The following is a 20200-nucleotide window of genomic DNA, read 5'->3' as shown; positions in this document are numbered from 1 at the left end:
TCATTCGGCGCAAATTTAGCGGATAGAAGTTCTCAAATAGTCTAATGATGTTCTCAATGGTAGGTTTTTACTCTACATTCACTTTTTTTAGTAATTCTGCACGATACCCTTTTCCAAATGGTAATTCATGTCCTTTGATTGTTAAATAGATTGTTCCTATGCTTTCTACCTGTTTTAAATTGATGACATAACTTCTATGAATTTTAAAGAAATAGTCTGGTAAGCGTTCTATAAACTTAGACATACTATTGCGGATTAAATACTCCTTGGTATTGTTCAAAATGATTCGAATATAAACATGCTCGCTTTTGAGAAACAAAATGTCTTCAAAATTAACTTTTTGAAAGCTTTGCTTGTGCTTAACAAATAAGGCCTCATTAAGGACGACATTTTCGGTTCTTTCTTCTGATTCTGGCAAGCGTTTTTCTCCTAATTCTCCTGTATTATTTTGACTGTAATTGTACAAGGCTATCTCTATCGAAGTATACAAATCGTTTTTATCAAAAGGCTTTAATAAATAAGCTGGTGGGCTTACTTTTTTGGCTCGTTCTACTGTTGCAGGATCTGCGTTGGAGGTTAAAAATATGAATGGAATTTGATACTCGTCTTTGATTTTCCAAGCCAGATCAATGCCATCTCGTCGCCCAGCCAGTTGAATGTCTAACAATGCCAAGTCTGGCTTTTCTGCTTCCAAAATTTCCAAAGCCTCTGTATAGCTAATTGCAGGTTCCAAAACATCATAGCCCAATTCTTCCAAAATAGAACAAATATTGTCTGCTATGATCATTTCATCCTCAACAACCAAAATCTTAATCATTCCCATTAATCAATCGTTTTTCGAAGTGCTGTATCTTTAAAATAAATGCTAAAAAGTGCGCCGTTAGAATTTTCATAAGTAGCCTTTCCAAACAGTTGTTTGCTCAATCGACGCACCAACCTTAATCCCAAACTTCTTGCTTTTTGCAATTGAAAGTCTACGGGCATCCCTTTCCCATTATCTTGTACTTGCAACAAATAACTCCCTTCTTCCAACTTCTTTAAAACTATTTTTAATTCAGGTCTCGTGTTATTCGCAAAAGCATATTTGCAAGCATTGGTCAACAGCTCGTTTAGGATTAAACCTAGTGGAATAGCCGTATCAATATCAAAAGCAACCTTAGCATCTATGTCCAAAATTAAATTGGGTTCCATGTCAGTAAGGGTTGCCATAATCTGATGGTACAACTGTTCTGTGTACTCCTTAAAATTAATGGTAGCAATGTCCTCATGTTGATACAATTTATGGTGAATGAGTGCCATTGACTTCACCCTAGCTTGTCCATCTGCAATAGCAGTTCGAGCCGTTGTATCTTCAATTTTGTTCGATTGTAAATCTAACAAACTCGATATGATTTGCAAATTATTTTTAACACGATGATGGATTTCTTTCAACAAGAGTTCCTTTTCTTCATTTTGCTGATCGACAACCTTTTTTTGTTGCGTAATCAAATTGTTTTTAGCAGTTAAAGCAGCATTGGCTCGACGCTTTTGAGCAAAAAACCAGTACAGCATCCCCAATAGCAATAGAGCAATTACCAGTATGCCACCTCCTGCATACAACAGCGTTTTTTGCTGTTTATTTTCTGCCAATTGCAAGGCTTTTTCTTGGTTGAGGCTTTTGATTTCAAATTCCTTTTTTTCGGTTTGATATTTGGTTTCCAAATCCAAAACAGCATCAATTTTGTTTTTCTTAAACAAAGAATCCGAGAGTTCAATGATTTGATTAGCCACTTCCAATCCATCTTTATAATTATTAGTAGCTTGATAAATTGCTTTTAAAATTCTATACCGCCCCAAACTCGCATCTAAATTAGCCGCAGGACACTCAATGCTTTCTTCGGCATAGTATTGAGCTTCTTTTAAACTTTGAGCAGCCTCTGTAGAGTTTTCTGTTCTTGTTTTTGAATATAATTCATAGTGTAACTTTGCTAAATTTTTACAAATGTCTCCATAATCTAAATTCTTTTTAGACGCCAATACATTTGTTGCTTTGGTATAATAGACAATAGCAGAGTCATATTTCTCTGTGCTTTGATAAACATTGCCAATCCCTCGATAACTCCTAGAACGACCTGTTGGGTGACTAATTTGCTCATAAAAATTCAATCCCTTTTGATAATAATCCAAAGCTTCTTCGTATCTGTTCTCCTCCAAATAAACGCCTCCTATATTGTGGTTAATTAAACCCTCCAGTTCTTTATTATCCGTAGTTTGGAGTAGATCTAGCCCATTTTGATAATAAACAATTGCACGATCATATTCTTTGAGTATTTTATACAATCCTGCAATGCTATTAAGTAGCACAATTTTTCCTTTTATATCCTTGGTTGTTTGATTTCTATACGATTCTAATGCCGTTTGATAAACCTCTAATGCTTTCTTATTTTCTCCTGCAAATTTGTGTACTTCCCCCTTAATTTGATACGAGCGATTCACTCCCATTTCAAAACCTTGCGCTTTAAATCTTGTAAGCGCACTATCAATAGAAGCAACCGCAGAATCTAGCATTCCCAAATCTCTATACAACAAGGTCAAATTCATATAGGCATGTCCTAACTTTTTGGTTGCGTTCAACTCTTTCTTAATAGCAATGGATTTTAACAATAATTTGGTTCCTTTTTGCACCTCTCCCATTTGCCCATAAAGTGTTCCTATAACCATATAAATATCCGATGCTTCCTCTTGCATACCAGCAGCCTCATAACTCTTCAAGGCTTTTTGTCCGTATTCCATGCCTTCTTTGACATACCCCCAACTAGTATAAGCAATCGAAGTATAGTGCAACAACAAAGGCTCATACTTAGCTCGAATTTCAGAATTTAGCCCTTCTATGGTTGTTTGTGCTTTATTATAATATCCAACTGTCGAATCTAGATTTTTGTACAAATAATAATCCCCCAATCCTATCAAAGATTCTACCTTGACAGTATCTATTGTTGTCAACGCATAAGACCGCTGCAACGAGTCCAAAATATTATCGGTCTGTGCTGTGGCAATATTCGTCCATAAACAAACCCCAAAAAGAAGGCAATAATAGAGTTGTTTTAAACACCCCATTCCTTTGAATTTAGATACCATATAGAACAATGTATTTTTAAAATATTATAATGCGCCCAATATACAAAAAAAGGGCTTGCAGTTTCTCTGCAAGCCCTTTTAATAAGGATTAAACTCCTATTAATCTTAAGCATCTTCCAATGCCGCAACACCACCAACGATTTCGGAAATTTCAGCAGTAATTGCTTCTTGACGAGCTTTATTATAGTTAATTTTCAGTTCTTTTAACAAGTCTTCAGCATTCTCGGTTGCATTTTCCATTGCTGTCATACGAGCGCCTTGCTCCGAAGCATTAGAATCAAGAATAGTTTTGTGCAACTGCGTTTTAAGAATAGTAGGCACCAAGTAGTCCAATAAATCTTCCTTGTTAGGTTCAAAGATGAAATCTGCGTTTTCATCCGTACCATCTTCTGTTACTTCTAATTTAGCAACAGGTAAGAAAGGCTCTACAGTAAAGTTTTGAATAGCAGCATTTTTGAATTGTGCATAAACAATGTCGATAGCATCGTATTGCTCTGTCTCAAATTTAGACATCAATTCACTCGCTACTCTAGAAGAATCTTCAAAACCAAATGTTTTGGTTACCAAGCCCATGTGCTCTGTATTCAAAATAGCATTAGGAACACGGCTTTTTAAGTAGTCATATCCTTTTTTACCAATAAAAAGGTATGTCAAATTTCCAGCATTGTATTCCAATTCGTACTTGGTTTCAGATAGCTCTATTGCCAACTTAGAAACATTGGTATTAAAACCTCCACACAATCCTCTATTAGAAGTTATGACGACAACCAAAGCATTTTTAACTGGACGCTCAACACCAAAAGAAGTACTTGCATCACCTTCCAAATTGGAAAGAATATTGGATAACATAGCACTTAACTTGTTGGAATAAGGACGCATTTCAACAATAGCCTGTTGTGCACGACGCAGCTTAGCAGCAGCTACCATTTTCATAGCTTTTGTTATCTGCTGAGTAGATATAACAGACGAGATACGTTCTCTTACTTCTTTTAAGTTTGCCATTTTTAATTCTTTATTTTATATCATAGTAGTTAGCAAAAGTTGGATAAAATAAGAACTATTCCATCCAACTTTAAAAACTATTATTATTACGCTTAAAATTTAGCTGTTAACTCTTTAGCCAAAGCTTCTACTTTTGCTAAATCAGCTTTATCGTATTTACCAGAACGGAAGTTCGCCAATACATCACTATGACGCTCTTTCATCTTAGCCAAGAAGAACGCTTCAAATTCCATTACACGCTCTACTGGTACATTTTGAACCAAACCTTTTGTTCCCAAGTAAATGATAGCTACTTGCTCCTCTACAGCTACAGGAGAATATTGAGCTTGTTTCAAGATTTCTACGTTTCTTACCCCTTTGTCTAGTACTGCTTTGGTAGCAGCATCCAAGTCAGAACCAAATTTAGAGAACGCCTCTAACTCACGGTATTGAGCTTGGTCCAATTTCAAGGTACCAGATACCTTTTTCATTGGCTTGATTTGAGCACTACCTCCTACACGTGATACAGAAATACCTACGTTAATTGCAGGACGAATACCAGAGTTAAACAAGTTAGACTCCAAGAAAATTTGACCATCTGTAATCGAAATTACGTTGGTTGGGATATAAGCAGAAACGTCTCCCGCTTGAGTTTCGATGATAGGCAATGCTGTCAATGATCCACCACCTTTGATCAAACCAGCTTCTTTCAAAGAAGGAGGAACGTCGTTCATGTCGTTTGCAATATCATCGTTGTTGATAACTTTTGCAGCACGCTCTAACAAACGAGAGTGTAAGTAGAATACATCACCAGGGTAAGCCTCACGTCCTGGAGGACGACGCAACAACAAAGATACTTCACGGTAAGCAACCGCTTGCTTAGACAAATCATCATAAATGATCAAAGCAGGACGTCCAGTGTCACGGAAATATTCTCCAATCGCAGCTCCCGCAAATGGAGAGTAGAATTGAAGTGGAGCAGGGTCAGAAGCAGCAGAAACAACAATTGTTGTATACGCCAAAGCACCTTTCATCTCCAATGTTTGAGCAATCTGTGCTACTGTAGAAGCTTTTTGTCCAATCGCTACATAAATACAGTATACAGGCTCTCCTTTATCATAAAATTCTTTTTGATTCAAAATTGTATCAATGGCAATCGCTGTTTTACCAGTTTGACGGTCACCAATGATCAACTCACGTTGTCCTCTACCAATTGGAATCATAGAGTCGATCGCTTTGATACCAGTTTGTAGAGGCTCGTTTACCGGTTGACGGTAAATTACACCTGGAGCTTTACGCTCTAAAGGCATTGAGTATGTTTTTCCTTGGATAGCACCTTTACCATCAACAGGAATACCCAAAGTATTTACAACACGACCAAGAATACCTTCTCCAACTTGGATAGAAGCTACTTCTCCAGTACGCTTAACTTTATCACCTTCTTTAATTTTTTCAGCAGCACCCATCAATACCAAACCAACGTTGTCTTCTTCTAAGTTAAGTGCGATAGCTTGAATTCCATTTTCGAACTCTACTAGCTCACCTGACATTACATTAGTTAAACCATAAACGCGCGCAATACCATCACCTACTTCTAGTACGGTACCTTGTTCTTCTAATTTAGACTGAGTATCAAATCCGCTAATTTGTTCTTTTAAGATTGCAGATATCTCGTCTGGTTTTACGTTAGCCATTTTTATATATTTTTGGTATACAGATTTTCACTAAATTGCTTCTTCATTTGGTCCAATTGGTGCAACAAACTTGCGTTGTAAATTTGACCATCAAATTCCAAGATAAAACCACCAATAATAGAAGGTTTAATCTCTTTTATAAGTTCTACTTCTTGTTCTAACAAACCTTTCTTTTTGAACGTATCGAGTAGATCTTTGGTTGTTTCTTCACTCAATTCAACAGCAGTAGTCAAACGAACCGCAGAAACGTGCTTTTCTTTGTTGTACATAAGGTGAAAAGCACGGCAAAAATCGCCCATGTATGGCTCACGCTTATGTTCTATCATTACATGGAAAGTTTGCAACAAACGCTTATCGCTATTAGCAAATACAGCATCCATTACATCCTTCTTCTTGTCGATAGGAATAATAGGACTTTTCAAGAAATCTCCAAACTCTTCATTTTTGGCCACCTCCCAAGCATTCATAACATCGGTATGAACTTGGTCTAGGTTTCCTTCTTTCTTTGCTAAATCGAAGATAGATTTGGCATATCTTGATACAATTCTTAAAATTGACATATTTAGAATTTATAAATGGCAAACTAAGAACACTAAGCTCTTAGTTTTAAATTCTTAATTAAAATATTAAGCTAATTCTTTCTTTAGATCGGCAATCTGAGATTGTACAAATGCCTCATGGTTTCCTTCCAATTCTCTCTTCAACAATTTCTTAGCAATATCAATAGAAGATTGACCAATTTGGTTTTGGATGTTTGTCTCCAACTCTTTCATACGGTTTTTCTTGTCTTGCTCTGCAGCTTCCAAGATATTTTTCTCACGCTCTTTACCTCTAGCTTCCCCTTCAGCAATTTTTGTTTTCTTGATTGCTTCAGCTTCTCTAAGAATTTCCAAACCTTTTTGCTCTGCTTCTTTCAACAAAGCTGCTTTTTTAGCTTCCATGCCTTCTAGGGCAGCGTCCGCTTCTTTGGCCTTGCTCAAAGATCCATCAATAAAGTTTTCACGATCTTCCAATGCTTGGGCAATGTTCTTGAAAAACTTGCTCAAAAACAACCAAACTAAGATAAAAATCAAAAGTGTCCAGAAAAGTAGTCCCACACTTGGATTCAACACTGGGAAACCTGATGATAGAAAAATCATTTTATCGTATATTTTGTGTTATGGTATAATTGTATAATTAAAATCTTCTGTAATTTTTCAACATTAAAGAAACTTACTGGTAGCCAATCGCTACCAGTTAAGTCCATTTTTTGTTCGTCTTTTGACTAGCTGTAAGGTTGTAACAAAACAACCAAAAGAGCTACTACGATTGCGAAAAGAGCTGCACCCTCAACAAGAGCTGCTGCTACAATCATATTTGTACGAATGTCACCAGCTGCAGATGGTTGACGAGAGATACCTTCCATTGCTTTTCCACCAATTTGTCCAATACCCATTCCTGCTCCAATTACTGCTAAGCCAGCACCGATAGCTGCGATTCCTGCACCCATTACTTTACGGTTTAAAATGTTAAAAAAATAAAAATATTTATATCTATATAAAAATCCTAAATGATGGATTATTAAGTTCTATCTAATGAGCGTGCTCGTGATGATCGTGTGTCTCTACTGCACTTCCAAGATACAAGGCAGTCAACAAAGAGAATACAAATGCTTGTAAGAACGATACGAATAACTCTAGCAAGTTTAGTGCAAACACAAAGGGTACGGCTAAGCCAACTCCTGCCGCTGCACCACCTAAGCCCATTGCTGTTTTAAAGAAGAAAATCAAACTTACTAAACTCAAAATAATAACGTGACCTGCTGTAATGTTTGCAAACAAACGAATAAATAAAGTAGCTGGTTTAATAAACAAACCTAATACTTCAATAATCGTCAACAGAGGTTTTACAAATGTTGGTACACCTGGCATCCAAATAATATGCATCCAGTAGTCTTTGGTTCCATTTAAGTTCACTACGATGAAAACAACTAAAGCTAACATCATTGTGACTCCAATATTTCCTGTAATGTTGGCTGAACCAGGGAAGATAGGAATTAATCCCAATAGGTTACAGAAAAGAATAAAGAAGAATACACACATTACAAATGGGAAGAAACGTTTCCAATCTTTTTCTCCAATAGCTGGTCTTACTACCTCATCGCGCATAAATATAATCAATGGCTCAAAGAAAGATTGTACCCCTTTTGGTGCTTGCTTTTCTCTAGCTGTGTAAGCTTTTGAGATTTTTGAGAATACTATTATTAATAGAATCAAAGCCAACAACATCCCAAATACATTTTTAGTAATTGAGAAATCTTGCCAAGATGAGCTTGTATTTTGTAGCGACATACACGCTTCTAATGCATACGTTTTTGAACCATACTGAATGGTTGCAGCATGAACATCATTATCAGCGTGATCCGCTGCTATAGCATGATCATCATGTGGTGTAATGCCATGCTCATCTACTGTTTGATGTCCAGCATGACCGTGATCGTCATGTGCTTCATGACCATGTCCATGACCAAAAGAAACTTCTACTGTTTTGTCTCTAGGAAAATCCTCTCCTACTACACGCATCAAAATTCCGTGATGCAAAACATAACCATTAACGGCTTTGTGCCCGTGCTCAAAACTGCTTGACATAGTAAACATCAAACCATCATCAGACCAAGCAATACAAGGCAACGGAATGGACAAGTCTCCAGCGATATGAAATTCATTCGCATCTCCCAAGTGATGCATCATCGCTTCAATTGGATCTTCTTCTTTCGTCTCCCCCTCATTAGTATCTGTTGCAAACACTGTTTGATTACAACTTAACAACATGATTACTAGTAGAGAAAATGTAGTTTTTAACGTCTTTAACATGTTCATTTTTATAAGAAACAACAAACTATATTCTGTTTTCAAGTGCAAAGATATGCTTTTCTTTAGTAATAAAAAATATCTTTTGCTTTTTTCTTTTCTTGTTTCTAAAGCTTTTTTTGCTTTTTCATTTTCGCAAATAGTATAACCAACAAAAGTGTAGTTAAATCTTCCGAAAACACCCTTTAAACAAAACATTATTTCGAAAAACAGATGCAAATCAAGTTATTAACTTGCAAGCTATAAACTATAAAACTTGTTTTTTTTAGGATTAAAATAGGTATATTTGCCTTTCTTTTTCATTTCTAGTTTCTAGACTGCTGTTGTTTTTATCAAAAACAGTAAAAAAATAGAAACGTTACCAATGCAAATCAGTATATTCATTTGGATAACCAATGAGTTGATAATTATAGAAAAAGAATCAATACTCAACCTTTTATATTAACAGACAAATAATCTATGACGGAATTTACTCGCTCTCAATTAGCTCTACACAATGGTCAAGATAAAGAGACTATTTATGTAGCATACGAAGGGTTTGTTTATGATGTAACGAGTAGCCGACTTTGGCGCAATGGCAAACATTACGAACATTGGGCAGGACAAGACTTAACTCCTGAGTTGGCAGATGCACCACATTCTGAGAAAGTATTTGAAAAATTCACTACGATTGGCAAATTAGTTTAAGACAATCTCAATCTTTCATTTTTGAAATTCAATGCCAATAAAAACAACAAATTGCCTACTGATAATCAATAGGCAATTTGTAATTTTAGTTCGTTCCCTCATTAGCTTAATTAGCAATACTAGCCATTGCATCATCAAAGTCTATTTTAGACATTGACTTTAAATGCAAAGGAGGTATTTCTATGTCTTTCGTTGCGGTTAATTCATAACTAGCAAACAACAACTCTTTGCCCGTGTCTAAAAACGCTACTAAAATTACTTCTTCATTTTTAGGAACATCACTAAATTTTATTTTTTGTTGCTTACGGACGGGATTGTCGAGCTCCATATTCCCCCTCAAAAACACAGCTTGATTTTTTAACATCAAAGCGACTGTAGGTTTGTAAGACATCCACTCACCATCTATATTACGTCCTTGATGGGGAACACTTTCTATTTGCACCATTATATCAACAGGTTTGGGGGCAAAAGGATCTCGTATGGGGTAATCTGCATTAAGCCATATACCATCAACAATATCAGGGTTCAGATAGGGCAACTCTAAATCAAAATATTCTTCTTCGTGAGAATGTACTACTTTTTCTCTAGAATAATTAGGGTAATTATTACTAATTGCATGCTTAGCTTTTACATGCACTTTCAACTTGCTAGTAATACTATCAATAATGGATGTTTTTTTCAGTTGAATATAAGAACTTGGATTAAATGCTACACTTTCTTCAGTATTTCCTCTTGAATTAGAAACAGTTGGATTAGCGATGGGAGTAGGTCGTTCTTCTAGGCGCCAATCGACAGCACCATTCGGCATCCGCTTACCAAAATAAAGATTCATCCCTTCTTTATTTTTTGCTGTCTGAGCAGGCATTTTAATTTTAGCACTTTTTCCTCTTTTCAATTCCAAAGGTTTTTCATTAGCCGTAATCTTTAGGTTCAACATTCCACCAGTTTCCAACACTTGATCCCCTTCCATAGTGTGCAGCTCTGCCCGCAAGATATCTTCCGTTTTATAAAATTCTTTCAACTCTACCCGAATAGGTTCTTGAACAGCTTGCCCATCTTCATACATTAAATCATGTCGATTAATTAGGACTTCTGTTCCTTCTTTTCCTTTTATATCAATATTAGAATGAGATGGAATCACAAATACTTCTGCTTTCTTAGACTTTCCTGTACAATATACTTTACCTTTTAATGGTTCTATTGTTTGTTCTACTGTCGTTAAAGCTTCTGAAGTAGGCTCAACAAGAATTTGGATGTGTACTTGATTATTATCATCTACTTGGGTTACTAGTTTAACTTTTTCGGCTTTAATTTTTTGTTTGTTAAAAAATAGAGCAAAAGGCTCTAAGCGACTTTCGCCAATAGTACGATTAGCAGCATGTGCCGTTAGTTCTATCTGAACAATTGCACCTTCTTTAGTAACGTTTTCAAGTAAGGTTTGCAACATTTCCTCTGTGGTTGCTGTTAAAACTCCATCAGAATCAACGTCCTCATAGTCAATCATTAAATTAGCTTCGGTATAATTTTGAGCAATTGTTGTTGTGGCGAAACAAACAAGCAATATACCCATCAAAAAGATACGGTTTATCATTATAATATAGTTTAAAAAAGATTAAGTACTATTGTTATAATCCTTAGAGTATCTTTTGGTTACCATTTTTTAATTTCTTTTTAAAAGAAAAATCATTCCTTTTTGTCGAAAATTATCAAAAACATGACAAAGAAAAAACAGAGCAACACTTGCTTTTTTATACCTTTGTGCTCCCCTTTGATTTTAATTGTATTGAGATGTTAAGAGCTTACTTTCTTTTTTTTGGGATATTATTGCCCTCTTTTTTAATTGCTCAAAGCTATGATATTTGTGGCGATGGTATTGACAACGACAATGATGGGCTAATCGACGAAGCCTGCCAACCATTTGTCTGTGACGGTAGCCTTTACCAATCTGCCAAAAATGGCAACGATTTTATGTTATATAAAGTTAATACCAATCCCGTCCAGTTTATCCCAATTACTAACTTGACTCAAAATGGTGTTACAGGAGCCTTTAATTCCTTGGCTTACAATCCTGTTGATAATTTAATGTATGGCATGGAAACAAACAATGCTCGATTGTATCGAATTGATGCAGCAGGTACAGTTGAATTTATGGGAAATGTTGTCGGGCTAAATACATTCAAAAATGCAGGGACGTTTGATGCTTTAGGAAATTATTATGTTTTTGGTGATAATACGCTTAGAAAAGTTAATATCAACAACCTTACTTCTTCTACAATTGGAGGACCAGGCACTTATGGTTCAGCGGATTTAGTCTACAACCCTATTGACGAACAGTTATACGGTTGGAGTGGCAATCCTAAATTGCTGTTTAAAATGAATCCCAACACAGGTGCCCAAACAAAAATTCCTGGAAATGCTCCTGTGGCTATCAATCGATGGGGATGGACAGGCGCTTTATATTTCAACCCACAAGGTGATATTTTAGGTTATCAAGGGAATGAGATGTTTAAAATAAATCCTAGTACAGGAATTGGACAGCTTGTAGGAACAGGTGCTAGCAAATCTAGTAACGATGGCTGTTCTTGCTCTTTTGGCGTTGAAATGACCAAATCAGTTACAGGAAATTTTCAAGCAGGAGATACAATTACTTATACTTTTGATTTTTTTAATCAATCCTTTTACGATATTCATACTCCTTTGATTTTTGACGATATATTAAGCAATGGTTTTGTTTGGAGTTCCACTCCTTATAATATCAACAACTTAAGTCTATCGGGGCAGACTGCTATCAATGGCACCCATACAGCGCATTTTACAATAGATACTCTACCCAAAGGTCGTTCTTCTTTTAGTATAGATGCCGTTATACCTTGTGATTATGCTTCAAACACTTATACCAATCAAGCTGTTTTAAGTAATTTACCTGCTCCCCTCAAAGACAGCATTCTTTCAGATAATCCCAATACATTAGCTATTAATGATCCAACTACTTTTACCTTAAATACGCCTGCATTAAATTTAAGCACTCGTGCTACTAATATTATCTGTGAGCAACAAACAGGAAGCATTGAGCTAACTGCAACAGGCGGTGCCCAACCACTAAGTTATCAGTGGAGTAATGGACAAACAGGAACTGTTATCAATAACTTAGGAGAAGGGCAGTATACCGTTACCATTACAGGAGCTACAGGTTGCCAAGCAACTACCGCTGCCCATATCATCACCGAGCAAGTGGAGTTGTCTACAGTTATTACAACGCAGAATGTACAGTGCAAAGATGGACAAAATGGGATGGTAAAAGTCGATAGTAGTGTTGGTGGTTATGCCCCCTATGCTTATGCCTTAAATAACGAAGATTTTGAATCTAGTTTACAATTTTCTAATCTAAAAAGTGGTACTTACACCCTACATACCAAAGATGCTTTTGGTTGTAGAGATGCCCTTCAATTTACACTAACAGAGCCTTTATTTAAACTAGAAATTCAAGCTCCTAATGATGCAAACATTCAGATTGGAGATATCATACTAGGAGATGTCACCCAAAATACGTTGACACCTGTACAGTATCAATGGAGTCCTAGTATCGGTTTGAGTTGCTCTACTTGCCAAACTCCGAACATACAAGTGCCTCAAACAACTACGTATACCATCAAAGGAACCGATATACAAGGCTGTACAGATTCTACATCATTTACGGTACAAGTGGATGAAACTGTTCGAGTTTTTGTGCCCAATGCTTTTAGCCCTGATGGAGATGGTACCAATGAAATTTTAATGGTCTATAGTCCTGGAGACGTACAAAAGGTCATGTCGTTTCGTATTTTTAGTCGTTGGGGAGAACTCGTCTTTGAACAGCAAAATTTTCCTCCTAACTTTGAAGGGTATGGTTGGGATGGTCGCTTTAGAGGAAAACCGATGAATACAGGAGTTTTTGTTTACATGGTAGAGGTCTTGTTAATAGATGGTCGCACAGAAACTTTGAAAGGCGATGTGACTTTATTCCGTTAAACCACTTCAATAGTTTACGCTTGTCGCTAAAGTGCACAGTCCGCTAAAACAACCTTTAAAACATTGTCTCCCAACGAACTGTACTTTATTACTTATACTAATAATAGTAGCAGCACAACTAACTATTTTAATAATAAATTCGCTCATTTTTTTGACAACACCTTGTGCTGGTGTTTGATAGATTCCTGATGCAAAGCTTCTAAGTATTTTTTTAAGAAACGTTCGCTTAACCCCAAATGTTTACCTGTTTTAACCCTAGAATCCAATAGACTCCCCCAACGCTGTTGTTGCAAAATAGAGAGGTTATTCTTTTGCTTGAACAATCCAATCTCCTTGGACACTTCCATTCTAGAAACCAAAAGTTCTAACAAGGCATCGTCAATTTTGTTAATGTTCTCTCTAAGCAGGTCTAATGTCCGTTGTTCGTTAGGATTAGAAAGTTCTTTTAAAGGAACTTTCAACTCAGAAAGGATATGATCCAACTGTTCCGGTGTTACCTGTTGCTGGGCATCACTCCAAGCGGCATCTGGTTGTTGATGCGTCTCAATCATCAATCCGTCAAAATTCAACTCGTATGCATATTGAGCAATAGAGGCAATAAGATCCCTATTTCCTCCGATGTGGCTAGGATCGCAAAAGAGTTCAATTTGTGGCAATTCTTTTTTTAATGCAATCGGTATTTCCCACAATGGCTTGTTTCTATAAATTGATTTTTGATGACTAGAAAATCCTCGATGCACAGCCGCAATTTGTGGCAATCCACTTTTGTAAAAACGCTCGATGGCTCCCATCCATAGTCCCAAATCAGGGCTTGGTGGGTTCTTAACCAAAACAGGAATATCTACCCCTTTTAATGCACTTGCAATTTCTTGAACCGAGAAGGGATTCGTCGTTGTTCTAGAACCAACCCATAATATATCAACCTCATACTTCAAGGCTAATTCTACGTGCTTAGCTGTAGCCACCTCAATTGTCGTTGGTAAATGAGTGGCTTGCTTCACCTCCTGCAACCATTGTAGCCCAATCTCTCCTACGCCTTCAAAATGCCCAGGGCGAGTTCTCGGCTTCCAAATTCCCGCTCGTAAAATATCTACCGTTCCTAAAGCCGCTAGCTGCATACAAGTTTGATATAATTGCTCTTTGGTTTCTGCACTACAGGGACCAGCAATAATTGTTGGACTATTTTTCTTCTTGATAATGGGTAGTAATTTCATATGTTTTATAATGTTACTCTACAACTTTTATGATTGCTTCAACTCCATAAAAGTTTCCTAGAGTATTGTTGTTAAATTTTAAGCACGTCAGAAGACTTATTTTTTATTTGATTTCAGACCAGAGCGGCGTTGTTGCTTTTTGATACGTTCCCAATACAGAATAGTCTAGCGTTACTTTTTCTAATTGCATCAACGATTTTTGAAAACAACTAAAATTGTTAAATTCTAAATCTGCTATAAATTCATATGTATTGGAAATCGTTCCCAAAGGAAAAGAATGCAACTTGCTAAGGTTTATTTTTAATGCTTGAAGTTGTAACAATACGCTTGACAAACGCTCTGCTTTCTGATCTAATCGAAAAATAATCGTCGCTTTATTGTGTTCTTTTTGTTCTCCTTGTTTGGATTTGGAAAGGATAAAAAACCGAGTATAGTTGTTCTTATTATTTTGAATATTAGAAGCTAAAATTTCTAAGCCGTAATAACTACTAGCCAATGAACTAGCTATCGCTGCCACGCCTTTTAGGTGCTGTTGTGAAATTTCTTTGGCAGCAGAAGCTGTATCCGAACAGGCTAACAATCGAGTAGAAGGATGGATTCTAGCCAAGTAATTACTACATTGCTTAATTGCCATGGGGTGCGTTCTAATTTCCCATATATCATAAATAGATGTTTTGGGAAGTGCAACTAAATGGTGTTGAATATTTAACAGCAACTCTCCCCGTATACAAATGTCTAAATCTTGAAGAGAATTATAATGATTGGTAACCGATCCTGCTATGGTATTTTCTATCGCCAAAATACCTCCTTCGCAATTAGGGTTCTGTTTGACTTCTTGCAGTACCTCTTTCGGTGTTTTACAAGGAATAATTTTGATGGATTCTTGGTAATAATGTTTTGCTGCAATTTCGTGAAAGCTTGCTGCTGTTCCTAGGATAGCTATTGTCTTCATAAAAGGTGAAATTTAGATAAAAAAAAATCCCAACTTGATGAGAAGTTGAGACTTGTAATATGATGATTCTTAATTCCGATATTTTATATATGAATACTACAAGTCCGCCCTTTTCTAAAAAAGAAAAAGTAATACAGATTAAATAGATTTGACAGACGGTATAGTAAGGTGCTTTTCATTATTGGTAAAAATAAAAAAGCGTCTCTCATTGATGAGAGACGCTTTTTAGATGAATTTATGGTATACTTTATTGCTCTCTCTTAGTTTGATAAACTAAAAAAGAAAAAATAAGTAGTTGTATGTAGATTGTTTAATATCATTGTTGTTGATTTATTAGAGTAATAACTACTCCTTATCTTAAAACAAAGAGAAACGTTTTTTTTTGAAAATGCAAGTTTTGAGCAGATTATTTTAACATAGAGCAGCATTAAGTACATTTGTACAGTAAATTGCTAAAGTCATTTGGGTAAAAAGCAAAAACATAGGAAGTATTGCAATTCTCTTCTATCCGCTAATAATTATAACCAAAGGGAACCAATTCTGCCTAAAGTTTTTTATTTTTATAGAGCTTCCCATAAGGAACTCATCGTATGTTAGCAACCAACTAGGATTACCAAAACCACTGAATTAATGCAAAACTTGGATATTCGTTTTCTTAATAACCTAAAAGACAAACTTAGTACAGACAATCTGCAATCCATTTACCTCAATGCTCTTCCCAAACGTTATCTTACACGCCTTGACTTGGCAGACCTTGATGTTTTGCAACAAGGAAAAGCAAAAAGTTTTTTGGACTTCTTGTTTACCCAATCAAGGTTTGATTTCCCCATTACTTTTCCGATAGATGGAAACATCAACAATCAGCAAGAAAAAATTATCCGTAGATTGAGTTCTATTGCAATTGAAAATAACGACCACTACGCCGATCACGGAAATAAGACATTTGGTTTTGGATATCCAATTATTCTCATCAAAGACCCTAATGATGCCAATAGGATTATCAAAGCCCCCTTAATTATTTGGTCGCTTGATATTGAACGTGATTTTAACCGCAAAAATCAATGGCTGATTCGAAAAAAAGAGCATTTTTCTGTGGCGACCAATACCGTACTAGCAACGTTTCTACGCAATCACACGAATATCGTTTTGCAACCTATGTACGATCAGATGTTAGAAGATTCTATTTTGGACAAAGATGAGTTGGCAGAGATGGCACAGTTGCATATGCAACAACTTAATCCCAATATATCCAACCGTACCAAACTCCTTTTTAGAAAGGTGCTTGATGGTGATGTTGCTCGTATAAAAACAGAACAAGAAATTGCAACACTCCCACTAGATACCCCTGCCATCTTATGGTCTGGTGTTTTTGGTCTATTCCGTTCTCAAAAAGATGCAATTATCAAAGATTTAGATTTCTTTGCACAACACATCAATCAGTTGCAACCTCTTGTCGAACAAAATCCCAATCCCAAAGATCCCAACCGTTCTTCTTTTATGAAACATAGTTTCACCATGTTGGAAACGGATCCTAGCCAGCAACATCTATTACACCAATTGTCAAAAGGGCAGAACTTAGTCATCCAAGGTCCCCCTGGTACGGGAAAAAGCCAAACCTTGACAGGCATTATTGCCAACACCATTTCTAATGCTGGAACTTGCCTAATTGTTTCAGAGAAAAAAAATGCGTTGGATATCATTTATAATACCTTAAAAAAAATGGGCTTGGAAGAACTGTGTGTTATAGTGGAAGATGTCTATAGAGATCGCCCAGCATTAGTACATTCTGTTCGAGAACGGGCAGGCTTGCAGCAGCAACCCTATCGAGTATCGCCTAGTTTTATTCGACTTTTACAAAGTTGTGCTGCTCACGTAGAGCGTTTGCAAGCATTTCACAAAAAGCTACACCAACCACTTTCGGGGGACGAAACTTGGACCGACTTAGTTGGGCGTTATTTGGATAGTAATCGCCAACATGATAAAGGGTTGCTTGTCGGCTTGTTAAAAACCAGTGATTTTAAATTTACGCCCACCGAATTTGAAGATATTTTAAGCATTCTTTCTGAAGGAGAAGGCTTGTTCAAACAGTTGGGCACCCTCAATCATCCACTCAATGCCTTAAACGACCGTTTTTTCCGTCAAGCTAATTCTATACAAGTAGAAGCCGATACAAAAAAAGCATTAGACAATGTTTGTTTTGTCGTCCAATCTGCTCAACGAGATGCATTTTCGTACTTGTTTGAATATGAGCAATTGTTAGAAAAACACTTTTCTAAAGTATATCTGTCTAAAATGAAATTGGCAGATCGAATTGTTGATATTATTGAAGCAGGTTTTGCTCAATCTAAGTACTACTTTAACAAGAATGGTGGTTTCTATCGCAAATTGATGAAAAATGTCAGCGATAAGTACAAAAAATTGGAAGCAGAGAAAGTCGACGTTTTGGAATCGTTCTTACGATTACAAAAAACCCATGCTCAATATGCTTATTTTAAACATCAGTTTATGGACGTGAGCGATCACAACAAACTGGAGTTCCAAAAGTTGCTAGAGCATGTTATTGATTATAAAGCAAAAGTTTACGACTGGTTCGAAGGACGAGCACCTTTCATTCAACGATTGGTCAAGGAGTTAGGACCAGGGAAAATTTACAAATATGTTTCTTTTGACAAGCGAGTCACTGAAATCACCAAAAATCTGAACACTTTTGAAAAGAATTTTGCTACTAGCAATGTTTTCAAAGTTCAGTTCAAATTTGTTACCAACAACATCCGAAAACGCCTTACTCAGATTGAGGCTTTAGACAACAATCTTCAAAAACTAAAAGAAGAGTTTGATAATTTTACCGCATATCATGCCCTTAAGTTTTTCTGGCTTAAGCTTAGCCCACATCAACAAACCGCCTTGCATGGCTTATCGCAAGCCAATCCCAAGGACTGGACAGGGGCTTTTACCTCTTGGTATTTGTCGAATTTCTTAGCTCATCACAACGACAAGTTTATTCCTGATGAGAATAGTTATGCAGCGAATAGAAATGGTTATTTGAAAGATTTAAATACACTACAAAATACGCTGGTTAGCCATACGCTAAAATATTGGCGTGGCAAACAAACGCAAGCTGTTCAAGAATTTCACAGAAAGAAGGCACCGCTTACGCTCAACAATTTGTACAATACAGGCGGACACAATCACAGCGCTCGTACCCCTTTGAGAAAAATCATAGAAACTGCTCCAGAGGTATTCAAAAGTTTTTTTCCTGTTTTAATGGTCAGTCCTGCTGTTTGTTCCCAAATTTTGCCCTTACATCCAGGTATGTTTGATGTCGTTCTTTTTGACGAGGCTAGTCAGCTCAATTTAGAAGAAAGTTTTGCTGCATTGGTTCGAGGGAAATACAAAATTATATCAGGAGATAGCCATCAAATGCCACCGCCCAATAGTTTTCACAACTCTCCTATCACAAGCAATCAGCAAGATTTTGTCATGGACGACGAATATTGGAATTCTTCTCAAAATATGGTTGATAAGAATATTGATTACTTAACCAACGCTCCTTCCTTATTGGAGTATGGTTTATCAACAGGAACTTACCAAGAGTGTTTTTTAGAAGTACATTATCGTTCCAAACATCCTTATTTGATTGATTTTTCAAATGCTGCCTTTTATGGTAAGCGGTTGACGTCTTTGCCTTTGGAAGAAGAAGCCTATATTCCGATTGAGTTCAAAGAGATTAATGGTATTTATAACAATTATTGCAATCTATCTGAAGCCAAAGCAATTGTCAATTACTTATTAGAATTAATTACAGATGCCACTCCCTGTCCTTCTGTCGGAATTGCTACCTTCAATCTACATCAACGCAACTTAATTTTGGAAGAGATCCATCAATTGGCACATCAACAACCAGAAGCCAGAACGAAGTTTCAGTTTTTATTTGAAAATGGTCTGTTTGTCAAAAGTTTGGAAAATATACAAGGAGACGAACGAGATATTTTGATTCTTTCAACTACGTTTGGCTTGCGAGAAGATGGTTCTATGCCACAACAGTGGGGATATATCAATGAATATGAAGGGCATAAATTACTTAATGTAGCGGTTACTAGAGCCAAACAAAAGGTTTGTATTTTTAATTCTATCCCAACTCTATACTACCAAACTTACCCCCAAGAAATTCAAAAAAATGGCAATACGGGCAAAAGTATCTTATACGCTTATTTAGCCTACGCTAATGCGGTTCAACAACAAGACGAAGCAACTCGATTAGCGATTTTAGATTTAGTTTATAAACATTGCCCTAAAAAACCAGTAGATGATTTTCTCTATGATGGTAAAATCAATTTGTTTGAACAACAAGTACTTCAGTTTTTAGAATTAGAATTTCCAAATTTAAAAATTGAAGCCAATTACCAACATGCTGGTTTTTCTTTGCCAATTGCTATCCTAGATGATCAAAACCAAGTTCGGCTTGCCTTTTATTATGATATTTATCACCATAAATTATCAGAAGAAGCCTATGCTTGGGATTTGTTTCACGAGCAGTATTTGCATAAAATGGGGATTACTTGTTATAGAATTTGGTCTAAAGAATGGTGGAACAATACCCACCAAGCTCAACAAAAACTCATCATTCAAATTCGTGATACAATGGGGTAATTAATAACTTACTATCAGCTACAAGCTTTGTATCTGTGTAGAATTTCT

14 protein-coding genes are annotated in these 20200 nt (G+C 36.3%); 3 read left to right on the top strand and 11 right to left on the bottom strand.

Annotated elements, in window-relative coordinates:
- Positions 1-67 precede the first annotated feature (67 nt).
- From QP953_RS05245 to atpB, 8 genes are all read right to left on the bottom strand, one after another.
- Complete coding sequence (locus tag QP953_RS05245) at positions 68-823, bottom strand: response regulator (RefSeq protein WP_309554196.1); 756 nt, start codon at positions 821-823, stop codon at positions 68-70.
- Positions 823-3117 (bottom strand): histidine kinase dimerization/phosphoacceptor domain -containing protein, encoded by a 2295-nt coding sequence (locus QP953_RS05240; RefSeq protein ID WP_309554195.1) that lies wholly within the window; start codon positions 3115-3117, stop codon positions 823-825. The genes QP953_RS05245 and QP953_RS05240 overlap by 1 nt, the downstream gene beginning before the upstream one ends.
- Before the next feature lie 105 nt (positions 3118-3222).
- The gene (gene atpG, locus QP953_RS05235; protein ID WP_052594490.1) at positions 3223-4119 is read right to left on the bottom strand and encodes an ATP synthase F1 subunit gamma; all 897 of its coding nucleotides are present in this window, start codon (positions 4117-4119) and stop codon (positions 3223-3225) included.
- 92 nt (positions 4120-4211) lie between these two features.
- On the bottom strand, positions 4212-5792 hold the full coding sequence (gene atpA / locus QP953_RS05230) for a F0F1 ATP synthase subunit alpha (protein ID WP_052594491.1): 1581 nt from the start codon (positions 5790-5792) through the stop codon (positions 4212-4214).
- Between the two features lie 2 nt (positions 5793-5794).
- The gene (gene atpH / locus QP953_RS05225) at positions 5795-6352 is read right to left on the bottom strand and encodes an ATP synthase F1 subunit delta (protein ID WP_309554194.1); all 558 of its coding nucleotides are present in this window, start codon (positions 6350-6352) and stop codon (positions 5795-5797) included.
- A gap of 66 nt (positions 6353-6418) precedes the next feature.
- Positions 6419-6931, bottom strand: a complete 513-nt coding sequence (locus QP953_RS05220) for an ATP synthase F0 subunit B (protein ID WP_309554193.1) — start codon at positions 6929-6931, stop codon at positions 6419-6421.
- A gap of 125 nt (positions 6932-7056) precedes the next feature.
- Positions 7057-7281 carry an ATP synthase F0 subunit C gene (gene atpE / locus QP953_RS05215; protein ID WP_052594494.1) on the bottom strand — a complete coding sequence of 75 codons (225 nt, stop codon included), beginning with the start codon at positions 7279-7281 and terminating at the stop codon, positions 7057-7059.
- Between the two features lie 82 nt (positions 7282-7363).
- Positions 7364-8644, bottom strand: a complete 1281-nt coding sequence (atpB, locus tag QP953_RS05210) for a F0F1 ATP synthase subunit A (RefSeq protein WP_309554191.1) — start codon at positions 8642-8644, stop codon at positions 7364-7366.
- Positions 8645-9100: 456 nt separating this feature from the next.
- Between atpB and QP953_RS05205 the strand changes: the two genes are divergently transcribed.
- Positions 9101-9328 carry a cytochrome b5 domain-containing protein gene (locus QP953_RS05205; RefSeq protein ID WP_052594495.1) on the top strand — a complete coding sequence of 76 codons (228 nt, stop codon included), beginning with the start codon at positions 9101-9103 and terminating at the stop codon, positions 9326-9328.
- Between the two features lie 106 nt (positions 9329-9434).
- Here the strand turns inward: QP953_RS05205 and QP953_RS05200 are convergent, their stop codons facing one another.
- Entirely contained in the window at positions 9435-10919 is a 1485-nt protein-coding gene (locus QP953_RS05200) for a hypothetical protein (protein WP_309554190.1), read from the bottom strand.
- Positions 10920-11116: 197 nt separating this feature from the next.
- Here QP953_RS05200 and QP953_RS05195 point away from each other — a divergent pair, with 197 nt between their 5' ends.
- Positions 11117-13336 carry a DUF6923 family protein gene (locus tag QP953_RS05195; RefSeq protein ID WP_309554189.1) on the top strand — a complete coding sequence of 740 codons (2220 nt, stop codon included), beginning with the start codon at positions 11117-11119 and terminating at the stop codon, positions 13334-13336.
- 143 nt (positions 13337-13479) lie between these two features.
- Here the strand turns inward: QP953_RS05195 and QP953_RS05190 are convergent, their stop codons facing one another.
- Together QP953_RS05190 and QP953_RS05185 are read right to left on the bottom strand one after the other, a co-directional pair.
- Positions 13480-14550, bottom strand: coding sequence for a chorismate mutase (locus QP953_RS05190; RefSeq protein WP_309554187.1), 1071 nt, complete (start codon positions 14548-14550; stop codon positions 13480-13482).
- A gap of 103 nt (positions 14551-14653) precedes the next feature.
- On the bottom strand, positions 14654-15502 hold the full coding sequence (locus QP953_RS05185; protein ID WP_309554186.1) for a prephenate dehydratase domain-containing protein: 849 nt from the start codon (positions 15500-15502) through the stop codon (positions 14654-14656).
- 630 nt (positions 15503-16132) lie between these two features.
- On the opposite strand from QP953_RS05185, the gene QP953_RS05180 reads away from it, so the two are divergent.
- Entirely contained in the window at positions 16133-20152 is a 4020-nt protein-coding gene (locus tag QP953_RS05180; protein WP_052594503.1) for an AAA domain-containing protein, read from the top strand.
- The last annotated feature ends 48 nt before the right edge of the window (positions 20153-20200 follow it).

The sequence above is a fragment of the Aureispira sp. CCB-E genome (assembly GCF_031326345.1).
GTDB lineage: Bacteria > Bacteroidota > Bacteroidia > Chitinophagales > Saprospiraceae > Aureispira.
The sequence above is the reverse complement of the archived record's forward strand: the minus strand, read 5'-3'. Positions and strand labels throughout refer to the sequence as shown.

Bases quoted from the DNA above. Each gene is read 5' to 3' on its own strand.
- QP953_RS05245 (WP_309554196.1), bottom strand. From the start codon at position 823: ATGGGAATGATTAAGATTTTGGTTGTTGAGGATGAAATGATCATAGCA.
- QP953_RS05240 (WP_309554195.1), bottom strand. From the start codon at position 3,117: ATGGTATCTAAATTCAAAGGAATGGGGTGTTTAAAACAACTCTATTAT.
- atpG (WP_052594490.1), bottom strand. From the start codon at position 4,119: ATGGCAAACTTAAAAGAAGTAAGAGAACGTATCTCGTCTGTTATATCT.
- atpA (WP_052594491.1), bottom strand. From the start codon at position 5,792: ATGGCTAACGTAAAACCAGACGAGATATCTGCAATCTTAAAAGAACAA.
- atpH (WP_309554194.1), bottom strand. From the start codon at position 6,352: ATGTCAATTTTAAGAATTGTATCAAGATATGCCAAATCTATCTTCGAT.
- QP953_RS05220 (WP_309554193.1), bottom strand. From the start codon at position 6,931: ATGATTTTTCTATCATCAGGTTTCCCAGTGTTGAATCCAAGTGTGGGA.
- atpE (WP_052594494.1), bottom strand. From the start codon at position 7,281: ATGGGTGCAGGAATCGCAGCTATCGGTGCTGGCTTAGCAGTAATTGGA.
- atpB (WP_309554191.1), bottom strand. From the start codon at position 8,644: ATGTTAAAGACGTTAAAAACTACATTTTCTCTACTAGTAATCATGTTG.
- QP953_RS05205 (WP_052594495.1), top strand. From the start codon at position 9,101: ATGACGGAATTTACTCGCTCTCAATTAGCTCTACACAATGGTCAAGAT.
- QP953_RS05200 (WP_309554190.1), bottom strand. From the start codon at position 10,919: ATGATAAACCGTATCTTTTTGATGGGTATATTGCTTGTTTGTTTCGCC.
- QP953_RS05195 (WP_309554189.1), top strand. From the start codon at position 11,117: ATGTTAAGAGCTTACTTTCTTTTTTTTGGGATATTATTGCCCTCTTTT.
- QP953_RS05190 (WP_309554187.1), bottom strand. From the start codon at position 14,550: ATGAAATTACTACCCATTATCAAGAAGAAAAATAGTCCAACAATTATT.
- QP953_RS05185 (WP_309554186.1), bottom strand. From the start codon at position 15,502: ATGAAGACAATAGCTATCCTAGGAACAGCAGCAAGCTTTCACGAAATT.
- QP953_RS05180 (WP_052594503.1), top strand. From the start codon at position 16,133: ATGCAAAACTTGGATATTCGTTTTCTTAATAACCTAAAAGACAAACTT.